This is a genomic window from Bacillus sp. EB106-08-02-XG196 (assembly GCF_013396335.1).
Taxonomy (GTDB): domain Bacteria; phylum Bacillota; class Bacilli; order Bacillales; family Cytobacillaceae; genus Neobacillus.
The window spans coordinates 60,607-86,984 of record NZ_JABWSY010000013.1 but is presented as its reverse complement, the minus strand read 5'-3'; the positions used below and the strand labels follow the sequence as shown (position 1 = coordinate 86,984).

The following is a 26,378-nucleotide window of genomic DNA, read 5'->3' as shown; positions in this document are numbered from 1 at the left end:
ATGGAAAATGAAAATCAAATAAATTCAAATGAAATAGTAAAAGTCGATGAACAAGTAACCTCTCATGAACCTGATACAACCTCCATTCGTTATGCAGGTTTTTGGATGCGGTTCTGGGCTTACCTGCTGGATTTGATTGTTGTAGGGAGTTTAGAGCGATTAATTATTAATCCTCTATTTCGGGCAATTGACATTCCAATAATGGAATTTAATATGTTTGCCCCTATTTCCATTGCTTCCGCAATCTTATTTTATTTATATTTCGTGTTAATGACAAAATATTTTAATCAAACGCTTGGAAAAATGGTATTTGGTATAAAAGTAATTGATTTGAAGAATGACAAATTATCATGGGGAACCATTCTTTTTCGAGAATGGATTGGCCGATTTATCTCTGCAACAGTGGTTATTGGATATATCATTGTCGCCTTTTTACCAAAAAAACAAGGACTTCACGACCTCTTTACAGACACCTCGGTTATTCATGTAGAACGATAATTCTGGCCCGCTAACAATTCGTTAGCGGGTTTATTTTTCCTTCTTCAGGTGATACTAATAGGCTGAAAGGAGTGAAAAATTTGGTTTGGCTGTATATAGCTCTCATCGCTATAATTTTATTATTTCTACTAATTATTTTTTCGAAGCTGACAATCCATCTTAATTTTTTTCATCATAATGATAATGATGAATTAATTGTAGTGTTTAAACTCTGGTTTGGATTAATTAAATACACACTAAATGTCCCTCTCATAAAAATTGATGATAACTCTCCGAGTATTGTCCTGAAGGGTAATACAAGTATGGGAGATTCAGGTGAGGGTGAATCTTCGAGCAAGGTCCAACAAGTTGACAAGGATGACATTGTGACTAAATTGTCAGATACCAAAGAAATCATACAGCATGTTGTTAACATGCATGTGATCGTAAGTAAATTTATGAAGAGAATAGTCATTAAGTATTTTGAATGGCATTCATTAGTTGGCGTAGGTGATGCGGCACATACTGGCATTATTACGGGTGCACTTTGGACTCTCAAAGGAAGTGTTATTGGCATGCTCAGTAACTTTTTGAGACTAAAGGAAATGCCTGTTTTATCCGTTACGCCCCATTTTCAAATGGCTATTATCCAAACCCGGATTACATGTATTATTCAGTTTCGTATCGGGTATGCTATTTTAGCAGGATTAAATCTAATAAAATTCTGGAAGGGCGGACGCCCAAATCTCAAAATGAACACAGCTTATTCGAAGGAAAAAACTAAAACCGTGTAAAAGAGGAGGAAACAGCCATGTCTGAACATCCAATTCAAGGTTTAATGACGACTGCAATGGAAAGCTTAAAAGAAATGATTGACGTAAATACGATTATTGGTGATCCTGTTGAAACTCCTGACGGAAGTGTTATTCTTACCGTTTCAAAGGTTGGTTTTGGATTTGCTGCAGGTGGTAGTGAATTTAAACTAGATAGTGGTTCTCAGCAGCAATCAAAAGGCCAGGAACAAGGTCAAAGTCAAGGTCAATCAAAGCTTCCTTTCGGAGGCGGTAGCGGTGGAGGAGTCTCCATTACTCCAATTGCCTTTTTAATTGTGAATTCTCAAGGAGTAAAAATGCTTCATCTTGACGAAAGTACTCATCTTTATGAAAAAATTTTAGAAATGGCTCCACAAGCTGTGGATAAGATTCAGCAAATGTTCTCAAAGAAAAATGAGCAGCAGAGCTCAGGGCAAGGTTCGCAGCATTCCACACAGAACCAACCACAAAAGCAAGAATTTGATATATAGGTGTAAAAGTTAACTTCCACATATAAAGAGGGAGGTTAACTTTTTTCATGAAAGTGAAAGCCTAAATCATTGCAAAAAAAATTCTGAAAAGATATATTTACACTGTACATAATTATGTTGAAGGCGTAATTTATTTCGCTTTTGTACGGAAAAAGGAGGATGTTTAAATGGCAAACGTAACTTTCAAGGGGAACCCAGTAACATTGCTAGGCAACGAAGTAAAGGTGGGCGACAAAGCTCCTAATTTCAGCGTCTTGGCGAATGATTTATCACCTGTAACGCTAGAGAATACAAAAGGACAGGTTCGTTTAATCAGTGCCGTTCCTTCTTTAGATACTGGCGTGTGTGATGCAGAAACACGTCGTTTTAATGAAGAAGCAAATAGCTTAGGAGATGTTAAAATCCTAACTGTCAGCGTAGACCTACCATTTGCACAAAAACGCTGGTGCGGAGCAAACGGCATTGAAAATGTCCAAACTCTATCAGACCATCGTGACCTTTCTTTTGGAGAAGCATTTGGTGTGGCAATTCAGGAACTGCGTTTATTGACTCGTGCTGTATTTGTTGTAGATTCTAATGATACTGTTACTTATGTGGAATATGTAAGTGAGGCAACAAATCATCCGAACTATGAGGCGGCACTTGAAGCTGCTAGGAATGCAAAGTAATTTAGATGACGATAGAAGGCCTCGTCAATGGATGAGGCCTTTTTCTTTATTTTAGGAGGTGCAGGGTATGAAAATGGCTCCAGTCGAGCAGCTTTTCACGTTATTCAATGAAACTGCTCTTGTTTTACAGGAAGAACTAGCTTGTACATATTTAGAAGCATTAGCGGAAACTGGTGAGAATTTATTTCACGGATCTGTTCTTCAGGATGAAGTAAGTGAAATAACTGAAAAAAGACTTCAAAAACAATACCAAGAAATACATTTAAGCAGTTTTACAAAGGAAGAAATTCGTAAAGCCTATCAGCTTGTCATTTTAAAAGGAATGAAAGAAAATGTTCAGCCTAACCATCAAATGACGCCTGATAGTGTGGGGATGTTAATGAGCTACCTAGTGGATAAATTTATTGAGCAGCCAGCACTCCGTTTGTTAGACCCTGCGATTGGAACAGGAAATTTAGTAACTACTGTATTGAATCAACTGCAAAAAAATGTCCAAAGTATTGGAATTGAAATAGATGACCTGTTACTTAAACTTGCTTATGTGAATGCAAATTTACAGGAGCACCCAATTGAACTTTTTAATCAAGATAGTCTTGAACCTTTATTTATTGACCCTGTCGATGCAGTAATCGCCGATTTGCCTGTAGGATACTACCCCAATGATGTCCGGGCGTCAGATTATCAGCTAAAAGCGCCAGAGGGACACTCCTATGCGCATCATTTATTTATTGAACAAAGTGTCAACCACACAAAGGAGGGAGGATATTTATTTTTTATCATTCCAAATGGTCTTTTTGAAAGTGATCAGGCACAACAGCTTCGTGAATACTTTAAGGAAGAAATCATCGTTCAAGGGGTATTACAACTTCCTATAAGTATTTTTAAGAATAAAAATGCAGCAAAAAGTATATTAATCCTGCAAAAGAAGGGTGAAGGGATAGCGGCGCCTAAACAAGCCTTACTTGCCAATCTTCCAAGCTTATCTAGTGCAGTTGAGATGGACAATATCTTAAAAAAAATCGATAAATGGTTTCAAGATAATAAGCGGTAAAACCGGGTTTCGCAGCGGTTTTATCGCTTTTTTAATGGTGAGAACAATTAGAATTATGTGAATATATTTTCATTTTAGAGGTAACCGTTTCCATCCAATTTCCTCCTTGAAATGTAATTTATACAGTGATTAAATGAGGTGATGAAAGCAATAAACGGTGTCCGTTTGAGCAAAATAACCTTGTACGAAAAAAGGAACTTCTTGAACCGATGTTGTTTTAAAAAGGAGCGGTAAACGAAATGTCTAAAATAATTGCAATTAATGCAGGCAGTTCTTCTTTGAAGTTTCAACTATTTGAAATGCCCACTGAAGAAGTTATAACAAAAGGACTAATTGAAAGAATTGGCATAAACGATTCAATATTTACCATTTCGGTTAATGGTGAAAAAGTTACAGAAACAACGGATATTCCTGACCATGAAGTAGCTGTAAAAATGCTGCTTGATAAGCTTACTACTTTAGGTATTATTCAATCACTAAGTGAGATTGAAGGGATTGGACACCGTGTGGTTCATGGTGGGGAGGCATTTAATGACTCCGTTCTAATTACTGATGAAGTATTAAATAAAATTGACGAACTATCAGAATTAGCACCTCTGCATAATCCTGCGAACGTTACGGGAATTAAGGCTTTTAGAGGTGTTCTTCCAAATGTTCCTGCTGTTGCTGTATTTGATACAGCCTTTCACCAAACAATGCCAGAAAGTTCATATCTCTATAGTCTTCCATATGAATATTATGAAAAATATGGTATTCGTAAATATGGATTCCATGGTACGAGTCATAAATATGTTTCACAGCGTGCGGCTGAACTTTTGGGGCGTCCGGTTGAACAGCTTCGCCTTCTTTCCTGCCACTTAGGGAATGGAGCAAGTATCGCTGCCATTGAAGGTGGAAAATCAATTGATACATCAATGGGCTTTACACCTCTAGCTGGGGTTACAATGGGAACTCGTTCAGGTAATATCGACCCAGCGTTAATTCCATTCATTATGGAAAAAACAAATAAAACAGCAGAAGAAGTACTTGATGTTTTAAATAAAGAGAGCGGAATGTTAGGGGTTTCTGGTTTCTCAAGTGATTTAAGAGACATCGAAATTGAAGCACGTAATGGAAATGAACGTGCGCAGCTTGCATTGGATGTTTTTGCTAATCGTATTCATAAATATATTGGTTCATATGCCTCACGTATGTATGGGGTTGATGCCATTATCTTTACAGCAGGTATTGGCGAGAATAGCGATGTAGTTCGTGAACAAGTCTTAAAGGGTCTAGAATTTATGGGTGTTTATTGGGATCCGGCATTAAATAAAATCAGAGGTGAGGAAAGATTTATTAACTATCCGCACTCACCTGTAAAAGTAATTGTTATTCCGACAAATGAAGAAGTAATGATTGCGCGTGACGTTGTACGTTTAGCACAATAATTCATATTAAAAGGCAAACTGTCCATATTAGACGGTTTGCCTTTTTGCATTTTTTAGTTATATTTCTTTGTGATATACTGGAAGAAAAGCGGAAGCGTCTTGCACAGGGGCGACAGGCATAAGACGAGCTGGCTAGAAGGTTGTTCTTTAACCTTCTTGACAGATTGGCTTATGACCCCGAGCCCCTAGACGCTGTAGCTAGACATGGAAGTGAGGAGGGATTGCCAATGCCATTAACTGACCGGGAAACAGAGGTATTGAATGAAATTAGAGAGTGGGAAACGCATTTAATAAATTACGAGGCAAATGATTTACAGCTTACGTATGAAAAATATTTAGAGCGTTCTTTCTCTATATTACCTGAAAATGTTCAACACCAGTTTTTTTCGGTTATTGATACCTGGTTGTTCCATTTGCACGGAATGATTCAAGGTTCTCAGATACAGATGGATGCGAAGGAAAGAATCCTATCTTCAGGGCGTGTTTTTAATAAGGAATTGCACCAAATTGAGGATTTAAGGAAATTGAATATTGATCAGTTAGAGTACATAGCCATGCAGCAAATTGCAAGGCACCGTCTATACTCCTTTGCGCAGGGTGGTTTAGCGGGAACGGGTGGACCGCTGCTGTTAGGGACAGACATTCCGTCAATGGCCGTCATTAATTTAAGAGTCGTCCAACTCATTGCCATGACATATGGTTTTGAGGTAAATACTCCTTACGAGATGATGAGTTCTCTGAAGGTATTTCATACAGCAACCTTGCCCCCCCGTCTTCAAAAAGAGGGTTGGTCTAGCTTGAGGAATGAGATGAGCTCGAACGATGACCATTATTTTTATGAGGGAAATGAAGAAATCACAGATGTGACCTGGCTCGAGCAGCCCATACAACAATTACTCAAAGCCATGGTGATAACCATATTCCGCAAAAGGCTTATCCAGGGAATACCAGTCGTGAGTATGGCCATTGGTGCAGGAACAAATTATCAATTAACAAGAAAAGTTACAGAATTCGCCCATAACTATTACAAACTGAGATACCTAAATCAGAAAGAGGAAATTTGAGATGAGTACTACTGAACACAAGCAAGGGGCACCAAAGAAAGTTAATTGCAAAGTGATTACTGTAAGTGATACAAGAAATAAGGATACCGATAAAAGTGGCAAGGTAATGGTGGAAATGCTAGAGCAAGCTGGGCATGCTATTGTTGATTATGTGATCGTCAAGGATGAAGCAGCTCCTATAAAAGAGGCCATTTTAAATGGCTGTGAGCGGGAAGATATTGATGTCATCCTGACAAATGGCGGTACGGGAATAGCCAAACGTGATGTAACCATTGAAACCGTTCAGGGAATGTTAAATAAAGAGATCGTTGGTTTTGGAGAATTGTTTAGGATGTTAAGCTACCAGGAGGATATCGGCTCAGCTGCTATTCTTTCACGGGCTATTGCAGGAGTAGTTAAGAATAAAGCAGTCTTTTCTACGCCTGGTTCTACAGGAGCGGTAAAACTTGCAATGAATAAGTTAATACTACCGGAGATTGGTCATGTAGTAAGAGAAATTAAAAAAGATTTATAGTTAAAAGAGCTCCCAGCAAAAGGGAGCTCTTCTTATTGATGCATTTTATCTGCCATTGTTTGATTAGCTCTGTACCACAGCCATAAATCATTAATGATAGAAGCAAGTTCAGCTATCTCGCTGTTTAATTCACATGACTTTTTAAAGTTATTTTCATTAGAAAGCTGTGCTTGCTTATGATTAATCGTATTTTCAAGTTCAGCAATTCGATCAGGAATGGAACCTCGAATTTTTTCCCAATGAAACAGGATAGCTTCCTGTGTTTCCTCACTATTATGTGCCCATTCCATTTCTAGATTGGGAATCGAAATGCCAAGCCGTAGATCAAAGGAAAAATGTTCTTTCATGTGACAGCCTCCAAGACGAGTTATTCTTCTATTTTACTACACATCCGGAAAGCATTCACGATTTTATTTCTGCGCGGACAATGAGGACATCACATGGGGAGTAACGGGTAATGTGTTCAGAAACACTGCCAATCAAAAATCTCTCAACTGCATTCATGCCAGTAGCACCGCAAACAATTAAGTCAATATTGTGCTTTTTAGCTATTTCCTTAGGGATTTTAACTTTAGGTGAGCCGTATTCGATTTCAAATTGAACATGCGGAACGCCTGATTCTATTGCTTGGGTTTGGTATTTTTCCAGCATGTCTATGGCAAGTTTGTTTGCACGATCAGCAATATCTGGATCATATGAATCAATTAACAAAAATGACCTTGTGTCTATCACATGTGCTAATAACAATTTAGCGTTGTTCCTCTTAGCAATTTCAATCGACTTTTCTAGTGCCCACTCTGATTCTTTCGAGCCATCTATAGCAACTAAAATATGGCCATATCGAACTCCCATGATAATCCCTCCTCACCTAAATTATACAATAATTTCTAGGAATAAATGTTTCAATTTTTCGAAAAATAAAAGAGTAACCATACATGGAAAGGAGATTAAAAGATGTTTAAACAAGACCCAAATAAATTTACATTTGAATTTGATGAAAGTGGTACAAATGAAGTTAGCGAGCAAATTATGGATTCCTATAATAGCGGATATATTGGACAAGAGATGGAACAAATCAGCAGTGAGACTTATCAAAATAATGAGGAATAACAGAAAAACTCGCTTCCAAGCGAGTTTTTCTATGCAAATGTCTACTTAAATTTTTATACTCAGGGACATATACCCAAGAAACCAATTTCTTATGTGCATATTCTTTAGTGTAAGAAGTATAAATTGAGGAGGAAAAGATTATGCACATGAATCAAAATGACATGAGATTTGGCCTCGGCTTTGGTCGTCCGGGCTTTGGGTTTGGCCGCCGTCGATTTGGATTTCCATTTGGATTCTTAGGGGGATTAGCACTAGGGGCAGCATTAAGTCCACGTCCTTACTATTATCCATACCCGTATCCATACCCGTATCCATACTATCCACCATATCCATATCCTTACTACCCTTACTATTAACCATCATAGCCTTGTCAGGTCCATCATCTGCAAGGCTTTTTTACCAAAATCATTGTGACTAAACTTAATTTTTATAATAAATAAGTTGGGATTCCACTATATATTTGGTAAAATGAAAGTGCTTTCATAGTCAAATCTTTACTTAGAGTAATGGTTATAATAAAATCATTTTTGGTTCTTTTGCTATGAAAATATTAATTGGGGGTAAGCACATGCAGATCGGCGTACCGAAAGAAATAAAAAATAATGAAAATCGTGTTGCGATGACACCAGCAGGGGTCTTCAATCTTTTGAAATTTGGTCATGAGGTATATATTGAAAAAGGGGCAGGACTTGGTTCGGCTTTTACTGATGAAGATTATATAACTGCAGGTGCAAAAATAGTAGAAACTGCTTCAGAAGCTTGGTCAATGGAAATGGTTATGAAGGTTAAAGAACCTCTCCCAAGTGAATATCAATATTTTCGTGAAGGATTAATTTTATTTACATACTTACATTTAGCTCCTGAACCAGAGCTAACAAAGGCCTTAATTGATAATAAAGTGGTTGGAATTGCTTATGAGACAGTTCAGTTACCAAATAACTCTTTGCCGTTATTAACCCCAATGAGTGAAGTGGCAGGAAGAATGGCTGCACAAATTGGTGCTCAGTTCCTTGAAAAAGTTCATGGCGGGAAAGGAATTCTCTTATCTGGGGTTCCGGGTGTACAAAGAGGAACAGTAACCATTATTGGCGGTGGAGTTGCGGGAACAAATGCAGCTAAAATGGCAATTGGACTTGGAGCAAAAGTTACAATTATCGATCTTAATCCAGACCGTCTTCGTCAACTGGATGATATCTTTGGTTCTGACATCACCACATTAATGTCTAATCCTTATAATATTGCGGAAGCTGTTAAAGAATCTGACTTAGTGATTGGTGCGGTCCTAATTCCAGGTGCAAAAGCTCCTAAGTTAGTCTCCGAAGCAATGATTCAATCAATGACACCAGGAAGCGTCGTAGTGGATATTGCAATTGATCAGGGTGGTATCTTTGAAACAACTGATCGAATTACAACACACGATAACCCTACATATATTAAACATGGAGTAGTTCATTATGCCGTTGCAAATATGCCAGGGGCGGTTCCAAGAACTTCAACTCTTGGCTTAACCAACGTAACCGTCCCATATGCAATCCAAATTGCTAATAAGGGTTATCGACAAGCATGCCTCGAAAATGAAGCACTGCTAAAAGGTATCAATACCCTTGGCGGCTTTGTAACATACGAAGCAGTAGCAGAAGCACATGGTCTTCACTACTCAGATACAAAAACATTACTAGGACAAATGTAAATAGAAAAGCTACAGCCCCTAGGGGCTGTAGCTAGACAAAAAAATAAAGCCAGCTTCTTTACGAAGCTGGCTTGGTTATTTCATAGATTATATAGCCGCATTTGCCGTACCTCATATAAGAAAGTTTTAAACCACCACTCCTCAAAGTGGGTGTTCGCAAAAGCCCTCCTGCATGTCCTCCATGTCGTATAGACAGAGGCGTGTCATTACAGCTTCGATAGTAAAACTCCCTTTTACAGCTTAAAGGTTAAAACTTTATTATCACTACGAGCAACGCAGCTTGTATTTGTATATTACTTCAAATTCTTCAACACTTCAATGGTAAAAAAATCTAAATCGCTTATCGAATGATTTGTAGTTCTTTAGGGAATTTAGTTAAGACTTTAGCTCCGTCAGCAGTAATATAAATATCATCCTCAATACGTACTCCTGCTACATTAGGAACGTAAATACCTGGTTCAATGGTATAAACCATACCTTCTTCGATTACCAGTTGATTGGTTTCTGTCATGGAAGGATACTCGTGAACACTGATCCCTAATCCATGTCCAAGTCGGTGCGGGAAGTATTCCCCATAGCCAGCTTCAGCAATGATTCTTCGTGCCGTTAGGTCAACTTCAGCTGCAGTTGCACCAGGTGTACTTGCCTCTATTGCCGCTAATTGTGCTTTAAGCACGGTATCATAGATTTCTTTTTGTTTATCATTAATATCACCATAGGCTACAGTCCTTGTAATATCTGAACAATAGCGTTCTACTACTACACCTAAATCAAATAAGACCAAATCTCCCTTTTGAATTTTTGTCCTGCCTGGATTACCGTGAGGGGACGCAGCATTTGCACCCGTCAAAACCATAGTTGTAAATGACATTTCCGTTACACCCTTTTGCTTAAGTGCATACTCAACTGCATTAAGGACATCTAATTCCGTTCTTCCTTCTTTTATTTCACTGCAGCCCACCTCAATGGCATAGTCAGCTAAGGCACAAGCCTCTTCAATAACCTTTAATTCCTTGGCATCTTTAATCATCCGCAGCTTTCTTAATTTTTCTTCTGCGGAAACAAACGCTGCGCTAGGGAATAAAGCCGTTAGCTGTTCATATCGTTCCACATTCATATGTTCCTTTTCAATCGCGACTTTTTGTACTCCATTAAGTCTTTTATTGATCGAAGTATGTACTAATTCCCATGGATTTTCGATATCACTGTAGCCAAGGATTTCCTGGTTCCAGCCGGAGCTTTTGACATCATGGACTTCCATCCCAGGACATACAAGGAACGGCTCTTGCTCTTGGAAAACAGCTAAGGCAAGTAAACGCTCATGGGGATTTGAGAAAAACCCGCTTAAATAAAATACATTTTCAGAAGAAGTGATGAAGCTTACTTCAATCCCATTTTCCTTCATCCATGCTTGAAGCTTTTGTAATCGTTGGTTCATAACTTACGCCTCCTAAAATAAACATCCTTCTTGAGGGTATCAATTTTAAATCCATGTGTAAACAATCTTACTTTAGGATGTGCTAAATCACCCCATTTATGGATATAAATGAGGAAGGAATTTAGAAATTATTATTGAAATACATACTATAAAAGTTTTTGGAGGAGATGGAAGATGAAAGTATCTTATCATGGACATTCGGTTGTTAAAATTGAGCTCAATGGAAAAAGAATAGTGATTGATCCATTTATTAACGGTAACCAATTAACTGATTTAAAAGTGGAAACTCTTAATCCAGATGTAATTATCATAACTCATGGTCACAATGACCACGTCGGAGATACGGTAGAGTTAGCCAAAAGAAACAATGCACTGGTAATCGCCAATCATGAAATTTCAACATTCTTAAGCTGGCAGGGTGTCAATACCCATGGCATGCATATCGGCGGTGCACATCAATTTGATTTTGGGAAAGTCAAATTAACACAAGCTTTTCATGGGTCAAGCTATACGACGGAAAATAATGAAATAATCTATTGCGGAATGCCAGCAGGAATTCTTTTAATGGCAGAAGGTAAGACCGTTTATCATGCTGGTGATACAGCGTTATTTTCAGATATGAAGCTAATTGGAGAAAGACACCCGATTGATTTAGCTTTCTTGCCAATCGGTGATAATTTCACAATGGGTCCAGAAGATGCAGCATACGCAGCAAAATTATTAGGAGCAAAAACCATTGTTCCGGTCCACTACAATACATTTCCGCCAATTAAGCAGGATCCTAAGCAATTTATTGAAATGCTTGAAAATAAAAATGGAAAAGTGATGGAGCCCGGAGAATATATAGAATTATAATACTTTTTTATCCCTTCTTTGCATAAAGTGAAACAAGCAGTTCGTTTTGAAGGGGGACAGAAGAATTGAAAAAAAATCGATATTTACTATGCCTTTTACTTTGTGGATTCATGCTTTATTTTGCTGTTCCAAGGCTCTCGGTATTTGCAGATGGTCTAGAAGGGGTCTTTGCTCTATCTTGGCTTGCGCTTGCCTTAATTGTTTTAGCAGGAAATCTGACCGCCTTATTATATAGTCCAAAAAAGGCAGAAAAAAAACGCCAAAACCTTCGAATCAACAAAAAATCAAGATCTTATTATTAATCACCTCACTGCAAGGGGAGCCCGTATAAAGGCTCTTTTTGCGTTGGTTTATTATTCGAAATAATGGTATAAATAATATATCGATTAATTTATAATTAAAGGGCTATAGAAGAGGGTGAAGGTCTTGGCTACAAAGCATGAACAGATTCTGCAATATATTGATGAACTTCCAGTAGGGGAAAAAATATCTGTACGTCAAATCGCCAAGGCGATGACAGTAAGTGAAGGGACAGCCTACAGAGCAATTAAAGAAGCAGAAAATAAAGGATATGTCAGTACAATTGAGCGTGTAGGTACGATTAGGATTGAACGAAAGAAAAAAGAGAATATTGAAAAGCTCACCTTCGCGGAAGTGGTTAATATTGTGGAAGGTCAGGTTTTAGGCGGCAAGACTGGATTGCATAAAACACTAAATAAATTTGTTATCGGTGCAATGAAACTAGAGGCAATGATGCGCTATACAGGTCCAGATAACCTATTGATCGTAGGAAATCGTACACAAGCACAGGAGCTGGCATTAAAGGCTGGGGCAGCTGTATTAATTACCGGAGGATTTGATACCGAAGACTATATAAAAAAATTAGCAGACAGCTTGGAAATGCCAATCATATCGACCAGTTATGATACTTTTACAGTGGCAACGATGATAAACCGCGCCATTTATGACCAGTTAATAAAAAAGGAAATTATTCTGGTGGAGGATATCCTAACCGCTCTTTCAGAGACTTATTTCCTGAAGACCTCTGATAAGGTTTCAGTGTGGCATAACCTGAATCATGAAACCACTCACAGCCGTTATCCTGTTGTTGATCAAAACATGAAGATTCAAGGGATGGTAACGGCAAAGGACGTTATGGGTCAGGATGCTGATACTTCCATTGATAAAATCATGACAAAACAGCCGATGACAGTATCTGGCAAGACAAGTGTTGCCTCTACCGCACATATGATGGTTTGGGAAGGTATTGAAGTCCTTCCAGTTGTGGATGATAACAACCGTCTTGAAGGAATTATTAGCAGGCAGGATGTATTAAAAGCACTGCAAATGAACCAACGCCAGCCACAGGTAGGAGAAACGCTGGATGATATTGTCACCAACCAAATGGTGTTAATGCGCGGAAGAGCAAAAGGTGAAGAAGTATACACCAGTGAAGTTACTCCGCAAATGACCAACCATCTTGGAACCATTTCCTATGGAGTTTTCACAACCATTGTTACGGAGGCAGCGAATCGTATCCTAAGAAGCTATAAAAAAGGTGATCTTGTTGTTGAAAATATGACCATTTACTTTCTCAAGCCTGTTCAGATGGAAAGTGTTATCGAAATCTTTCCAAAGGTACTTGAAGTTGGCCGAAAGTTTGGAAAGGTCGATGTCGAGGTCTTTAATGATGGCATCCTAGTCGGAAAAGCAATGATGATGTGTCAGTTGATTGATAGGACGTAAAAAAAGGCCGCTACCAAAGGGTAAGCGGCTCATTCTTTATTGAACATTAAAGGTGGTCTAGCTTTTAGCTTCTTCCGCCGCAAACGGCAGGTAATGTTTATATTTCTTAATTCCCACCAAAGTAAACACTGCTCCATAAACAATAAAGATTACTGAAACAATAATGGTGACAGTCGTTTGCGAAATGAAGAATAAATGGTTTAACCCAAATAAGCAGACAAACAGCCCTAGTGCAATATTGGATTTGGCAGCAAGCCATTTCTTTTCAACCGGACGGCTGCTTCTAAAGTATTTGGTTTTATAGAATAAATAGAAAGCAAATAGAATGACAATCAGAAAAACTAGAACAGACATTAAATTTCCTCCAAGTCTAAAATTCTCTTGTTCATTGTACATATTATTTTACCAAAATTCTACCCTTGCTTAAGAAAACAATAGAGAGGTGATCACATTGAATGAAAAAATCTTAGAAATGATCGAACAATATGAAACCATCATCGTCCATCGACATGTCCGTCCAGATCCGGATGCGTATGGTTCACAATGTGGATTAGTTGAGATCCTAAAGGCATCTTATCCCAATAAAAAGGTGTTCGCTGTTGGAAAAGAAGAAAGGTCGCTTCATTTTATGCGTCGTCTAGATTCCATTGAAGATGAAGTGTATAGAGGAGCCTTAGTTATTGTTTGTGACACTGCGAATGAAGAACGGATTTGTGATAGAAGATATTCATTAGGTGAAAAATTAATCAAAATAGACCATCATCCAAACGAGGATCCTTATGGTGATTTATTGTGGGTGGATACGACGGCAAGTTCCTGCAGTGAGATGATTTATGAATTCTATCTATTTGGTAAAGACCGAGGATTAAAATTAAACGATGAGGCAGCCAGGCTTTTATTTGGCGGGATTGTTGGAGATACAGGAAGATTTCTATTTCCAAGTACTACAGATAAAACCTTTGCATATGCAGGTGAACTGATTCATTATAATTTTTCCCGTACCGAACTCTTTGACAAAATGTACGAGCGTGACACCAATATAATTAAATTAAACGGCTACATCCTGCAAAACTTTGAAATGCAGAGTAACGGCGTAGCTTCGGTTCTACTTACAAAGAAACTATTGGAAGAGTATGATGCAGTGCCATCAGAGGCTTCATTACTTGTAGGAACATTAGGAGATGTAAAAGGGATTAAGGCATGGGTCTTTTTTATTGAAGAGGACGATCAAATCAGGGTACGTCTGCGTTCAAAGGGTCCAGTAATCAATGGGGTTGCCAGGAAGTTTAAAGGTGGAGGACATCCACTTGCCTCAGGTGCCTCTATCTATTCATGGGATGAAGTGGATCATGTAATGAAAGAGCTTAGTGAAGTTTGTGACAAGTTTCAACCATAATGAAAGAATCGGCCTCAAATTTCGGGCCGATTCTTTTTATTGTTCGAATTCAATTTCAAGTTGAATGGACAATGTGGTGAAAATGACCATTTCCTTGACTTGCAGTTTATACCTTTTGTCATTTATTTTAACAGGTTTATTATGAATGATTTTTTTGATTAATTCCTTGCTTTTATAGACTGTATCGATGTCCTTTGCGATCATCAAACTAATGTCATCTTTTACCGAATCTTCAATTTCTGAAACACTTAGCATGTCTAGCTTGTATTTCTCCCAATTTGTTATTTTAATATTGATTTTTTGAATCGTCAGCTGCTCAATCGTCCGTTTATTAATCTCTTTATACTCTTCCTGCCAGATCTTTTTTTCATCTTTTAAGTCAACAATTTCTTCCCTTTGTTTATCAATTAATGCAGTATGCTGCTCCTGCCACACACCAAATATATAAATGAAAATACACCAGCTAATCGCACCGCCAATGACCATTCCTGCAAAAAAACGCTGCCATGCAGGGTTTCGATAATAAGGAGGAATTCTCACGATATATACTCCTGTGTTAACCAATTAATTATCAGTGCACCTGTCTGTGCGCCGCCTAATGCAGAAAGGATAATGAGGAGCTGCTTAAATATGTCCCTGGTTTCTGCATTAAATAACCCCCTCTCAAAGGTGTACACGGCATCAAATGTCCCGCCAATAGCAGCGACAATTGCCCATATTCTTAAGTCTGTAGACAGCCGGTAAACAGCCGTGAGCGGTGGTTGTCCAGTTAGAAAGGCAGCGATTCCACCAATCAGGGAACCACCTAATATAACACCTAATGCAATAAAATAACTTTCAATAAAAGTAGGAAAAAAGCCAATTTCTTTCATAACCTCAACCGCCCTTACAAAGTATAAATACCCTTATATCATTTATATGGACAAACATCCTTGATTATGTTTTTTAAAATAAGAACATATTTTCCTTTTTTTTAGTTTGGCTCTATAATGAAGATAGGAATTTTTTATTGAAAGAGGTGACAAAAATGTCTTTTATTCACCTTCATGTATATAGTGCATACAGCTTATTAACCAGCACAGCATCGGTTCATGAATTGATTGATAACGCAAAGAAAAAGGGATTCCGTGCGATCGCATTAACCGATAGGAATGTTATGTATGGAACCATTGAATTCTATAAGCTTTGCATAAAAAATAATATACAGCCGATTATTGGGCTGACTGTAGATGTAGAAAGTGAAATAGAGAAGGAAGTATCATATCCGCTAGTCTTACTTGCTGAAAATGAAAAGGGATTTAAAAACCTTTTAAAAATATCTAGTGCGGTACAAACAAAAGCGACAAATGGTATCCCTTTTAAATGGTTGAAGCATTACGCGGAAGGTCTTATTGCCATTTCTCCAGGAATAGAAGGAGAGATAGAACAAAATCTTTTAAATGATAAGCAAGAACAGGCAATTGAAATCATCAAAAAACTTCAGTCCATCTTTGGAAGAGAGTCTTTTTACCTTGCTGTTCAAAACCATCAAATAGAGCAGGAAGGTATTGTAACAAAGAAGATTCAAAGTATTGCCGAAGACCAAACTATTCCATTAGTCGCAACGAATAGAGTTCATTACCTTGAACAAGAGGATATGTTCGCACATGAATGTTTACTAGCGATAAAAAACGGTGACAAACTTCAGGATGAGCATAGAGAAAGATTAGAAAGTAATCAATTTTACCTAAAAACTGCACAGGAAATGGTGGAAGTATTTTCTGAAATACCTGAGGCATTAGAAAACAGTATTAGTATTGCTAAAAGATGCATGGTAAATATTGAACTGAACAAAACCTATTTACCTGAATATCCAACAGCGGATGGACAACCTGCAGAGAAATACTTAGAAATGCTCTGCCAAAAAGGGTTAATGGAGCGCTTTTCTGCACCTTCTCAGGAACACTTTGAGCGTTTGGCTTATGAATTATCGGTCATTAACTCCATGAAATTTAGCAACTACTTTTTAATTGTTTGGGACTTTATGAGATATGCACGTGAGAATGGTATTTTGACAGGTCCGGGCAGGGGATCTGCTGCAGGTTCACTTGTTGCGTACGTATTGTATATTACCGATGTCGACCCACTGTCACATCAATTACTATTTGAGCGATTCCTAAATCCAGAGCGGATATCGATGCCGGATATTGATATTGATTTTCCAGACCACCGCCGGGATGAAGTGATAGAATACGTTGCAAAGAAATACGGCGAATTACACGTAGCCCAAATTGTAACCTTTGGAACGCTTGCCGCCAAGGCAGCAATAAGAGATGTTGGCAGGGCCTTTGGGTTAAATACGAAGGAATTAGAACAGCTGTCAAGACGTATCCCTGCACGTTTAGGTATCAATCTTAAAGACGCCTATAAAGAATCGCAGCACCTTCGAGCCTTTGTTGATGAAAACCCGGTAAATCGTAAGCTTTATGAAACAGCTTTAAAGCTAGAGGGGTTACCTCGTCACACTTCTACACATGCCGCAGGAGTGATTATTAGTGAGAAGCAGCTGATTGAACTAATTCCAATTCAACAGGGGCATAATCAAGTTTACTTAACACAGTATTCTATGGAGCATCTTGAAGAAATAGGGTTACTAAAGATGGATTTTCTTGGTTTGAGAAATTTAACCCTGCTCGAATCAATCGTATCGTCTATTCATAAGAAAACGGGAAGAAAAGTAGATATTAAAACCATCCCATTAAATGATGAAAAAACGTTCGAATTGTTAGCAAGGGGAGAGACAACAGGTATTTTTCAGCTGGAATCAGAGGGAATGAGGAAGGTATTATTGCGTTTAAAACCTTCACGGTTCGAAGATATTGTTGCCGTTAATGCACTATATCGACCTGGTCCAATGGAGAATATCCCCCTATTTATTGATCGGAAACATGGAAGGCAAGCAGTGGAATACCTTCATAAAGATTTGGAACCCATACTGGAAAATACCTATGGAGTCATTGTATACCAGGAACAAATCATGCAAATTGCCTCAACCATGGCTGGTTTTTCTCTCGGTGAAGCAGACCTTTTGCGGAGAGCAGTGGGGAAAAAGCAAAAGGAGGTTTTGGATAGGGAGCGAAACCACTTTGTCCAAGGTGCTTTAAAGAAGGGGTATGAACAAGCACTTGCAAATGAGATTTATGATTTAATTGTTCGATTTGCGAATTATGGCTTTAATAGAAGTCATGCAGTTGCTTATAGTATGATTGCGTACCAGCTTGCCTATTTAAAAGCGAATCATCCCCTCTATTTCATGGCTGGACTGCTCACATCAGCGATTGGGAATGAAACAAAAATAGCCCAATATATCATGGAATCAAAACAAAAGGAAATGGAGATACTGCCTCCTTCCATCAACTACAGCGGTTTTTCCTTTCAGGTAGAGAAGACAAGTATCCGTTACAGCCTTGCAGCCATTAAAAGTGTTGGTGCAGCAGCATTAAGAGAAATTTTTCAGGCAAGGAAAAGTAAAAAGTTTGAGGATTTATTCGATTTTTGCACAAGGGTTTCCTCAAAAGCAATCAATCGAAAAACGCTGGAGGTTCTCGTTCATTCTGGAAGTTTCGATGAATTTAAGGAAGACCGTGCTGTCTTGCTTGCAAGTTTGGATGTTGCGCTAGAGCATGCTCAAATATTTAAGGTTGATGAATCAAGCCAAGTGGAGTTATTTCTTGATGAATTTCAACTTAAGCCAAAATACGTTCAAGTTGATCCTATAAGACTAGAGGATAAGCTTTCTTTTGAAAAAGAGGCTCTTGGTTTCTACCTTTCGGACCACCCAGTATCGATTTATGAAAAAAGTCTAAAACAAGCTGGAGCATCTGTACTGTTTGAATTATCTGCGGACCATAAACGAGCAGCTGCGGGTGTATATATCGTATCTCTAAGAAAAATCCGTACAAAAAAAGGGGATTCAATGGCCTTTTTGAATGTAAGTGATTCTAGCGGTGAAATGGAAGCCGTCACCTTTCCAATTGTATACAAAAAATACTCCCACTTGCTGGACCATGGGAAATTTGTTGTGATGGAAGGGAAAGTAGAAGAACGAGATGGTAAGCTTCAATTTATTATCCAGCAAGTATCTGAAATTGAACCTTGGTTAAGCACAAAAACGAAGAAGGAGTCTATTTTATATCTAAAAATAGTACAGGGAAAACAAGACGAACATTCGTTAAATCAATTAAAACAATTATTTAAGGGCAATACTGGAAAAACAAAAGTTGTTTTACACTATGAGACAAGCAAAAAAACCATCAGGCTGGGGGATGAATTTATGATTGAACCTAGCAGTACACTATTAAAATTATTGAGTGAATTTTTAGGAAATAATAATGTTGTTTTGAAAGAATAATTCTTTACAACTCTTCAAGATATGATATAGTGGTATTGAAATGGGTGTGGTCTGACCACTAAATACAGACTAGCTATTATTCTAATTATCGATTTCTTGTTGTACTAATTTAAGGGGTGACATATCTTGACATTACGGGAAGAAGCATTACACATGCATCGAATTAACAAAGGAAAGCTTGAGTCGAAATCAAAAGTACCTGTAAGAAATGCAAAGGATTTAAGTTTAGCGTATTCGCCTGGGGTTGCCGAACCGTGTAAAGACATCTATGAAAAACCAGAAACGGTTTACGAATACACAATGAAAGGCAATATGGTTGCTGTCGTTACAGATGGCACCGCGGTCCTGGGACTAGGAAATATTGGACCAGAAGCTGCACTTCCAGTTATGGAAGGTAAAGCAGTATTATTCAAAAGCTTTGCTGGCGTGGATGCCTTCCCAATCTGCTTAAACACAACCGATGTCGAAAAAATCATTGAAACTGTTAAGTTGCTTGAGCCAACATTTGGCGGTGTGAATCTTGAAGATATCGCTGCGCCAAATTGCTTTGTCATTGAAGAAAGATTGAAAAAAGAAGCGAATATTCCTGTTTTCCATGATGATCAACATGGGACTGCGATTGTTACGGCTGCGGGTCTTGTAAATGCATTAAAGCTGATTGGCAAGAAAATAACTGAAATTAAAGTGGTTGCTAATGGAGCTGGAGCGGCTGGAATTGCCATTATTAAATTATTACACAGCTTTGGTGTAAGAGATATTATTATGTGTGATACAAAGGGTGCCATCTATGAAGGCCGCCCGGCAGGAATGAATAACGTCAAGGCTGAAGTAGCTAAATTCACCAATCGTGATAATCTTACTGGAAGTCTTGAAGATGTAATAAAAGGTGCCGATGTATTTATTGGCGTCTCTGTTGAAGGTGCCTTGACAAAAGAAATGGTTGCTTCAATGAATAAAGATTCTGTCATCTTCGCAATGGCTAACCCTAATCCAGAAATCATGCCGGATGTGGCAAGAGAAGCTGGAGCAAGAGTGGTGGGAACTGGGAGATCAGATTTTCCAAATCAAGTAAATAATGTACTAGCCTTCCCAGGAATTTTCCGTGGCGCCCTAGACGTTCGTGCGACACATATTAATGAAAAAATGAAGGTGGCAGCTGTTGAGGCAATTGCCAGTTTAATTAATGAATCAGAGCTATCTGAGGATTATGTCATCCCTGCACCTTTTGATCCTAGAGTTGCACCAGCAGTTGCTGCGGCGGTTGCCAAAGCTGCAATGGAAACGGGTGTTGCCCGGATAAAGGTTGACCCTGAAGATGTGAAAGAAAAAACAATGAGGCTCGCTATTATCGGTAAAAGTGAGTGATTAGTAAGTGACCAATAATAAAGTTTACTTAGAGATTGTTAAACAGCTAAGAGAAATGATCTCAGCTGATAATTTGCAATCTGGAGATAAAATACCATCTGAACGGGAATTGTCTGAGCGCCTGAATGTCGGGCGCTCTTCCGTTCGGGAAGCTTTAAGAGCGTTAGAACTGCTCGGTTTAATTGAAACTAGACGTGGTGAAGGGACGTTCATAAGAGATTTTCGAGGAAATCAGCTGGTACAGCTGCTCGGAACTTTTATTCTCCAAGATGAAAAGGCAAAATTAGATGTGATAGAAACAAAGAACCTCATAGAAATGGATTTTCTTCGTTTGGTTCTGAACAGAGCGGATGAAAATAGGTTATTTACCCTAAAAAGCTTGGTCGAAGAGGATCAATTAAATGATGATCAATTCTTTTATCAACTGATTGAAATGGCTGATAACTATCTGTTTTCGAGAATCTGGCTAATATTAAAGGATTATTATAATTCTTTGAATTTAAGAATTGTGGAGTATAATAAGAACAGCTATATCATGTTAATAGAAGCTTTGATTGAAAAAGATGAGGAAAAGACATTAGCTGCTTATCGGGAATTAAGAAATTTGTCTATTTTAACCGACAAATACTAACAGAATTTGAAGTATTTATCCTTTATAGTGATAGACAAGCAATCAAGCCCTATTTGATATGGGCATTTTTACTGTTTAGGTGGTCTGACCAATTTTCGATGGGCTAGGTTTGAATTGTCATTATTTAAGGAAAGACTTCTATATAAGATGATAAAAACTTGCCATTTGGCTTGATTTTTTTCCAACGAGGGAGGTTTGGGCAAATTGCTTAAAGAACTTTTTACAAAAAATACTCATAAAAAGAAAAAGTATGCAACGATTCCTACCGAGGCTGCGAAAAATGATGTACCTGAAGGAATTATGACAAAATGTCCTTCATGCAAAACCATTATGTATACAAAAGAGCTAAATAAGAATTTAAAAGTTTGTTTACATTGTGGATTTCACTTTGCTATGAATGCAAAAGAGCGTATCGTCAGCTTTTTAGATGAAGGCAGCTTGGAAGAAATAAATGAAAATATGGTTTCTGAAAACCCATTGAACTTCCCAGATTACCTTGAAAAGGTAGAAAAAGACCGTCAAAAGACAAAGATTAATGAGGCCGTTGTAACCGGCTGTGGAAGCGTTAATGGAAATAAGATTGCCTTTGCTATTATGGATTCTACTTTTAGAATGGGAAGCATGGGGTCCGTTGTAGGGGAAAAGATAACCCGTGCGATTGAAAAAGCGGATGAATTGTCAATACCGTTTATTATTTTCACCGCATCTGGCGGTGCCAGAATGCAAGAAGGGGTCCTAAGCTTAATGCAAATGGCAAAAACCAGCGTTGCATTAAAACGATTTAGTGATAATGGCGGGTTAATTATTTCGATTATGACCCATCCAACAACGGGTGGTGTATCAGCAAGCTTCGCATCTCTAGGTGATTATAACTTTGCAGAACCAGGTGCATTAATCGGTTTTGCCGGTCGCAGAGTAATCGAACAATCGATTCGTGAGGAACTGCCTGAAGATTTTCAAACAGCAGAATTTCTATTGAAGCATGGTCAGCTTGATGCGATCATTTCCCGCCTTGATTTAATTGATAAAATCACAAACTTACTTGAAATTCATCAACCCGGGGGTGAGCTCGAATGGTAGGAGAATTAGAATTTGAACGCCCTGTCGTACAATTAAGAAATAAAATTGCTGAACTAAAAGAGTTTACAAAAAGTACAGACGTTGATTTATCTTCCGAGATTGAGAAATTAGAATTGCGACTTGAAAAACTTGAAAAAGACATTTATGACAATATCAAGCCTTGGGATCGTGTTCAAATTGCAAGGCACCCAAATAGGCCGACTACCTTGGATTATATTGCTCACCTTTTTGACGGGTTCTTTGAATGTCATGGAGACAGAGCATTTGGGGACGATGAAGCGATTGTAGGCGGGGTTGCTAAGTTTAGAGGGCTGCCAGTAACGGTCATTGGACATCAAAGAGGAAAAGATACAAAAGAAAATATTCGCAGGAACTTTGGAATGCCACACCCTGAAGGCTATAGAAAAGCTCTTCGCTTAATGAAGCAGGCGGATAAATTTAATCGCCCGATTCTTTGCTTTATTGATACAAAAGGAGCGTATCCGGGGAAAGCTGCAGAAGAACGTGGACAAAGCGAAGCCATCGCTCGTAACCTATTTGAAATGGCAGGTCTTAATGTGCCAGTGATATGCATTGTTATTGGTGAAGGCGGAAGTGGTGGTGCGCTTGCGCTAGGAGTTGGGAATCGTATGTATATGCTTGAAAACTCAACTTATTCAGTTATTTCGCCTGAAGGTGCTGCTGCGATTTTATGGAAGGATTCTTCACTTGCCAAAAAAGCGGCAGAGTCCATGAAAATAACAGCGCCAGATTTAAAGGAACTTGGCATCATAGATGATATCATCCCAGAAATCAAGGGTGGTGCACATAAAGATGTCAAGGGGCAAGCAGAAGCGATAGACTTGATCTTAAAGAAATCTCTCAAGGAACTTTTAGAACTTTCAAAAGAGGAACTTGTTGATGATCGCTATAATCGATTTAGAACGATCGGTGAATATTCATTTTTAAAGGATTTTATTAGTATCTAAAAACGTGCTTTCGGAGCACGTTTTTATTTTTAGGATTTTTCTCCATTTCACATTTGTGTCAAAATTTAGCCAATATCTGTAAATGATGGCGTTCCCATTTTATGGTTAAGCGGTTCCAATTAACACACTATTCCGTCTATTAAATTTACTAATGTGATTGAGTTGTTATAGGTGTGTCTTTAATGGTATTTTATAAATATTCCCTGCGTTTATGTAAATAATAAATGCAGTACACGCATACTGAAACTCACATTAAAATATACATACGATTTTTAGAAAATCACATGGGGTGGTATAAATGAAAAAAATTGGCGTTTTAACAAGTGGAGGAGACTCACCAGGGATGAATCCCGCTATAAGGGCTGTTGTTCGAAAAGCGATATACCATAACGTAGAGGTTTATGGGATTTATGGGGGATATACTGGATTAATTTCAGGAAATATTAAAAAACTTGAGCTTGGATCCGTAGGTGATATTATTCATCGTGGAGGTACCATGCTGCATACTGCACGCTGCCCAGAATTTAAAACACCAGAGGGACAGCAAAAAGGAATCGAACAGTTAAAAGCACATGGAATTGAAGGGCTTGTTGTCATCGGCGGCGATGGTTCATATCGTGGTGCTAGAGCTTTGACACAGCAGGGTTATCCATGTGTTGGTGTACCAGGAACAATTGATAATGATATTCCAGGTACAGAGATAACCATTGGTTTTGATACGGCATTAAATACAGTTATTGATGCTCTGGATAAAATTCGTGATACCGCTACCTCACATGAAAGAACTTTTGTGATTGAAGTAATGGGTAGAGACGCGGGTGATTTAGCATTGTATGCTGGATTAGCTGGTGGGGCAGAAACCATTCTTATTCCTGAAGAAGACTTTGATATGGCTGAAGTTGCTGACAGACTTCGCAATGGACAGGAACGTGGGAAAAAGCATAGCATTATTATTGTTGCTGAGGGAGTTTGCAGCGGAAATGATTTTGCCAAGCAGCTTAAAGAAGCAACCAACTTTGATACAAGAGTATCTGTACTTGGTCATATTCAACGCGGTGGATCGCCAACAGCCTCTGACCGAGTATTGGCAAGCCGTCTAGGTGCAAGAGCTGTAGAGTTATTAATCGAAGGAAAGGGCGGACGAGCAGTAGGGATTGAAAAAAATACCCTTGTTGATTATGATATCGTCGAAGCTTTAGAAAGAAAGCATATACTAGACCTAGACCTTGTTAAACTTTCTAAAGAATTATCTATCTAATCTGTATTTAATATAATAATCTAGCTCCGGGCGCCATTGGCTCGTCGCCGATGAACGGGCGCCCTGCGCTTTTTAATTTAGGAGGAAACAAAGAATGTTACGTAAAACGAAAATCGTATGTACGATTGGTCCTGCAAGTGAAAGTGTAGAAAAGTTAACTCAATTAATAGAAGCTGGAATGAATGTTTCCCGCTTGAATTTTTCCCATGGTGACTTTGAGGAGCATGGACAGCGGATCCAAAATATTCGTGAAGCCTCAAAATTAACAGGTAAGACTGTTGCTATTCTACTTGATACAAAAGGCCCGGAAATCCGTACTAATAATATGGTAAATGGAGCAATTGAACTTACATCAGGGGATAATATTATTATTTCGATGACTGAAGTAGAAGGTACCACAGAAAAGTTCTCAATTACATACCCTGGATTGATTGATGATGTTCATGTGGGCTCTAAAATTTTATTAGATGACGGTCTAATTGGACTAGAAGTCCTTCACATTGATAAGGAACAAAATGAAATTCAGACAAAAATACTTAACAGTGGAACATTAAAGAACAAAAAAGGTGTCAATGTTCCAGGAGTATCAGTAAAACTTCCAGGCATTACAGAAAAAGATACGCAAGATATCATTTTTGGAATTGAGCAGGGTGTTGATTTTATTGCTGCTTCCTTTGTACGCCGTGCCAGCGACGTGTTGGAAATTCGCCAGCTGTTAGAAGAAAAGCAGGCTACACATATCCATATTATTCCTAAGATTGAAAACCAAGAAGGCGTCGATAATATTGATGAAATCCTTGAGGTTTCTGATGGTCTAATGGTCGCTCGTGGAGATCTAGGTGTAGAAATCCCAGCGGAAGAAGTACCACTTGTACAAAAAATGTTAATTAAGAAATGTAATACACAAGGTAAACCTGTTATTACAGCTACACAAATGCTTGACTCTATGCAGCGTAATCCACGTCCGACACGTGCAGAAGCCAGTGATGTCGCTAATGCGATATTTGATGGTACGGATGCTATTATGCTATCTGGTGAGACAGCGGCAGGTGTATACCCTGTTGAAGCAGTGCAAACCATGCACAATATAGCTTCAAGAGCCGAACAAGCTTTAGATCACAAAGAAATTTTATCTACCCGCAGTAAAGATTCGGAACACAATCTTACAGATGCCATTGGACAGTCTGTTGCACATACGGCATTAAATCTTGATGTAAATGCCATTATTACACCAACTGAAAGTGGTCACACTGCTAGAATGATATCAAAATACCGTACAAAGGCACCAATTGTGGCTGTTACAGCAAACGAGCAGGTTTTCCGTCGTTTAGCACTTGTATGGGGTGTATATCCTCAGCTAGGAAAAATCTGCAGTTCTACAGACGAAATGCTTGATAATGCTGTTGAAGCCAGTGTGAATAGCGGTATCGTCAAACATGGTGATTTAGTGGTTATTACAGCCGGGGTTCCGGTTGGTGAAGCAGGTACAACGAACCTGATGAAGATTCATGTTGTTGGTGATATCATTACAAGAGCGCAAGGAATCGGCCGTAAATCTGCTTTTGGCAGAGTGGTCATTGCACATGATGCGAAAGAAGCTATTGAAAAAGTAAAGCCAGGTTCTATTTTGATCACATTAGGCTCAGACCGTGATATGATGCCGGCAATTGAAAAATGTGCTGCCTTGATTACACAGGAAGGCGGGTTAACCAGCCATGCTGCAGTTGTAGGGCTAAACCTTGGAATTCCAGTTATTGTGGGTGTCGAGAACGCTATAGAGCTGTTTAGAGATGGTCAAGAGATCACAGTTGACGCGACAAGAGGTGTCATTTATAACGGGCATGCCAGTGTCCTTTAAAAACTGAGAAAGAAGGGACTTTCCCTTCTTTTTTCTTTATTTCAGCATGATTTCATTGATTCGTTATATAATGAATACAAGCTGGTTTG

The 26,378-nt window shown here is 38.5% G+C and carries 28 protein-coding genes and 1 other RNA gene; 22 read left to right on the top strand and 7 right to left on the bottom strand.

Translation table 11 applies throughout. The features are described 5' to 3' along the window. The 8 genes from MLOOGBEN_RS20040 (at position 1) to MLOOGBEN_RS20005 (ending at position 6,504) form a co-directional block, all read left to right on the top strand. Positions 1–498, top strand: a complete 498-nt coding sequence (locus MLOOGBEN_RS20040) for an RDD family protein (protein ID WP_179160046.1) — start codon at positions 1–3, stop codon at positions 496–498. Positions 499–578: 80 nt separating this feature from the next. Then, positions 579–1,271 (top strand): DUF2953 domain-containing protein, encoded by a 693-nt coding sequence (locus tag MLOOGBEN_RS20035; protein ID WP_179160045.1) that lies wholly within the window; start codon positions 579–581, stop codon positions 1,269–1,271. Between the two features lie 17 nt (positions 1,272–1,288). Continuing rightward, the gene (ytfJ, locus tag MLOOGBEN_RS20030) at positions 1,289–1,780 is read left to right on the top strand and encodes a GerW family sporulation protein (protein ID WP_179160044.1); all 492 of its coding nucleotides are present in this window, start codon (positions 1,289–1,291) and stop codon (positions 1,778–1,780) included. Positions 1,781–1,947: 167 nt separating this feature from the next. Next, positions 1,948–2,448 (top strand): thiol peroxidase, encoded by a 501-nt coding sequence (gene tpx, locus MLOOGBEN_RS20025; protein ID WP_179160043.1) that lies wholly within the window; start codon positions 1,948–1,950, stop codon positions 2,446–2,448. A 67-nt stretch (positions 2,449–2,515) separates the two neighbouring features. Next, positions 2,516–3,499, top strand: a complete 984-nt coding sequence (locus MLOOGBEN_RS20020) for a class I SAM-dependent methyltransferase (protein ID WP_179160042.1) — start codon at positions 2,516–2,518, stop codon at positions 3,497–3,499. Between the two features lie 239 nt (positions 3,500–3,738). Next, positions 3,739–4,926 (top strand): acetate kinase, encoded by a 1,188-nt coding sequence (locus tag MLOOGBEN_RS20015; RefSeq protein WP_179160041.1) that lies wholly within the window; start codon positions 3,739–3,741, stop codon positions 4,924–4,926. A gap of 227 nt (positions 4,927–5,153) precedes the next feature. After that, a complete protein-coding gene (locus MLOOGBEN_RS20010; RefSeq protein ID WP_179160040.1) occupies positions 5,154–5,990 on the top strand; it encodes an EcsC family protein in 837 nt (278 codons plus the stop codon). A 1-nt stretch (position 5,991) separates the two neighbouring features. Continuing rightward, complete coding sequence (locus MLOOGBEN_RS20005; protein WP_179160039.1) at positions 5,992–6,504, top strand: MogA/MoaB family molybdenum cofactor biosynthesis protein; 513 nt, start codon at positions 5,992–5,994, stop codon at positions 6,502–6,504. A 32-nt stretch (positions 6,505–6,536) separates the two neighbouring features. On the opposite strand, the gene MLOOGBEN_RS20000 is transcribed toward MLOOGBEN_RS20005, so the two are convergent. Then, complete coding sequence (locus MLOOGBEN_RS20000; RefSeq protein ID WP_179160038.1) at positions 6,537–6,851, bottom strand: hypothetical protein; 315 nt, start codon at positions 6,849–6,851, stop codon at positions 6,537–6,539. Between the two features lie 55 nt (positions 6,852–6,906). Then, positions 6,907–7,356, bottom strand: a complete 450-nt coding sequence (locus MLOOGBEN_RS19995) for a universal stress protein (protein ID WP_179160037.1) — start codon at positions 7,354–7,356, stop codon at positions 6,907–6,909. Positions 7,357–7,458: 102 nt separating this feature from the next. On the opposite strand from MLOOGBEN_RS19995, the gene MLOOGBEN_RS19990 reads away from it, so the two are divergent. The 3 genes from MLOOGBEN_RS19990 (at position 7,459) to ald (ending at position 9,304) form a co-directional block, all read left to right on the top strand. Next, positions 7,459–7,614: a hypothetical protein gene (locus MLOOGBEN_RS19990; RefSeq protein WP_179160036.1), complete on the top strand. Its 156-nt coding sequence runs from the start codon at positions 7,459–7,461 to the stop codon at positions 7,612–7,614. 140 nt (positions 7,615–7,754) lie between these two features. After that, positions 7,755–7,970 (top strand): spore coat protein, encoded by a 216-nt coding sequence (locus tag MLOOGBEN_RS19985; protein ID WP_179160035.1) that lies wholly within the window; start codon positions 7,755–7,757, stop codon positions 7,968–7,970. Positions 7,971–8,182: 212 nt separating this feature from the next. Next, on the top strand, positions 8,183–9,304 hold the full coding sequence (gene ald / locus MLOOGBEN_RS19980) for an alanine dehydrogenase (protein ID WP_179160034.1): 1,122 nt from the start codon (positions 8,183–8,185) through the stop codon (positions 9,302–9,304). A gap of 88 nt (positions 9,305–9,392) precedes the next feature. Here the strand turns inward: ald and ssrS are convergent. Both ssrS and MLOOGBEN_RS19970 read right to left on the bottom strand, forming a co-directional pair. Continuing rightward, a non-coding RNA gene (gene ssrS, locus MLOOGBEN_RS19975) (6S RNA) lies at positions 9,393–9,589 on the bottom strand. A gap of 55 nt (positions 9,590–9,644) precedes the next feature. Continuing rightward, on the bottom strand, positions 9,645–10,742 hold the full coding sequence (locus tag MLOOGBEN_RS19970; protein WP_179160033.1) for a M24 family metallopeptidase: 1,098 nt from the start codon (positions 10,740–10,742) through the stop codon (positions 9,645–9,647). 174 nt (positions 10,743–10,916) lie between these two features. Here MLOOGBEN_RS19970 and MLOOGBEN_RS19965 point away from each other — a divergent pair, with 174 nt between their 5' ends. The 3 genes from MLOOGBEN_RS19965 (at position 10,917) to MLOOGBEN_RS19955 (ending at position 13,343) form a co-directional block, all read left to right on the top strand. Then, positions 10,917–11,597 carry a metal-dependent hydrolase gene (locus tag MLOOGBEN_RS19965; protein ID WP_179160032.1) on the top strand — a complete coding sequence of 227 codons (681 nt, stop codon included), beginning with the start codon at positions 10,917–10,919 and terminating at the stop codon, positions 11,595–11,597. Between the two features lie 65 nt (positions 11,598–11,662). Further along, on the top strand, positions 11,663–11,899 hold the full coding sequence (locus MLOOGBEN_RS19960; RefSeq protein WP_179160031.1) for a hypothetical protein: 237 nt from the start codon (positions 11,663–11,665) through the stop codon (positions 11,897–11,899). 124 nt (positions 11,900–12,023) lie between these two features. After that, positions 12,024–13,343 (top strand): CBS domain-containing protein, encoded by a 1,320-nt coding sequence (locus MLOOGBEN_RS19955; protein WP_179160030.1) that lies wholly within the window; start codon positions 12,024–12,026, stop codon positions 13,341–13,343. Positions 13,344–13,400: 57 nt separating this feature from the next. Here MLOOGBEN_RS19955 and MLOOGBEN_RS19950 read toward each other — a convergent pair whose 3' ends face one another. Then, on the bottom strand, positions 13,401–13,697 hold the full coding sequence (locus tag MLOOGBEN_RS19950) for a YtpI family protein (protein WP_179160029.1): 297 nt from the start codon (positions 13,695–13,697) through the stop codon (positions 13,401–13,403). A gap of 97 nt (positions 13,698–13,794) precedes the next feature. Here MLOOGBEN_RS19950 and MLOOGBEN_RS19945 point away from each other — a divergent pair, with 97 nt between their 5' ends. Then, a complete protein-coding gene (locus MLOOGBEN_RS19945) occupies positions 13,795–14,739 on the top strand; it encodes a DHH family phosphoesterase (protein WP_218781261.1) in 945 nt (314 codons plus the stop codon). A 36-nt stretch (positions 14,740–14,775) separates the two neighbouring features. Here the strand turns inward: MLOOGBEN_RS19945 and ytrI are convergent, their stop codons facing one another. Next, positions 14,776–15,279 (bottom strand): sporulation membrane protein YtrI, encoded by a 504-nt coding sequence (gene ytrI / locus MLOOGBEN_RS19940; protein WP_179160028.1) that lies wholly within the window; start codon positions 15,277–15,279, stop codon positions 14,776–14,778. Beyond that, on the bottom strand, positions 15,276–15,611 hold the full coding sequence (gene ytrH / locus MLOOGBEN_RS19935) for a sporulation membrane protein YtrH (protein WP_045524254.1): 336 nt from the start codon (positions 15,609–15,611) through the stop codon (positions 15,276–15,278). The genes ytrI and ytrH overlap by 4 nt, the downstream gene beginning before the upstream one ends. Before the next feature lie 155 nt (positions 15,612–15,766). Between ytrH and dnaE the strand changes: the two genes are divergently transcribed. The 7 genes from dnaE to pyk all read left to right on the top strand — a co-directional run bounded on the left by dnaE (position 15,767) and on the right by pyk (position 26,289). Next, positions 15,767–19,129 (top strand): DNA polymerase III subunit alpha, encoded by a 3,363-nt coding sequence (gene dnaE, locus MLOOGBEN_RS19930; RefSeq protein ID WP_179160027.1) that lies wholly within the window; start codon positions 15,767–15,769, stop codon positions 19,127–19,129. 126 nt (positions 19,130–19,255) lie between these two features. Next, positions 19,256–20,494, top strand: a complete 1,239-nt coding sequence (ystJ, locus tag MLOOGBEN_RS19925) for an NADP-dependent malic enzyme (RefSeq protein WP_179160026.1) — start codon at positions 19,256–19,258, stop codon at positions 20,492–20,494. Between the two features lie 55 nt (positions 20,495–20,549). After that, on the top strand, positions 20,550–21,125 hold the full coding sequence (locus MLOOGBEN_RS19920) for a GntR family transcriptional regulator (RefSeq protein WP_218781264.1): 576 nt from the start codon (positions 20,550–20,552) through the stop codon (positions 21,123–21,125). 204 nt (positions 21,126–21,329) lie between these two features. Next, positions 21,330–22,205 carry an acetyl-CoA carboxylase, carboxyltransferase subunit beta gene (gene accD / locus MLOOGBEN_RS19915; RefSeq protein ID WP_179160024.1) on the top strand — a complete coding sequence of 292 codons (876 nt, stop codon included), beginning with the start codon at positions 21,330–21,332 and terminating at the stop codon, positions 22,203–22,205. Next, positions 22,199–23,173 (top strand): acetyl-CoA carboxylase carboxyl transferase subunit alpha, encoded by a 975-nt coding sequence (gene accA / locus MLOOGBEN_RS19910; protein ID WP_179160023.1) that lies wholly within the window; start codon positions 22,199–22,201, stop codon positions 23,171–23,173. The genes accD and accA overlap by 7 nt, the downstream gene beginning before the upstream one ends. 298 nt (positions 23,174–23,471) lie before the next feature. Next, positions 23,472–24,431, top strand: coding sequence for a 6-phosphofructokinase (gene pfkA / locus MLOOGBEN_RS19905; protein ID WP_179160022.1), 960 nt, complete (start codon positions 23,472–23,474; stop codon positions 24,429–24,431). Positions 24,432–24,525: 94 nt separating this feature from the next. After that, entirely contained in the window at positions 24,526–26,289 is a 1,764-nt protein-coding gene (gene pyk / locus MLOOGBEN_RS19900) for a pyruvate kinase (RefSeq protein ID WP_179160021.1), read from the top strand. The last annotated feature ends 89 nt before the right edge of the window (positions 26,290–26,378 follow it).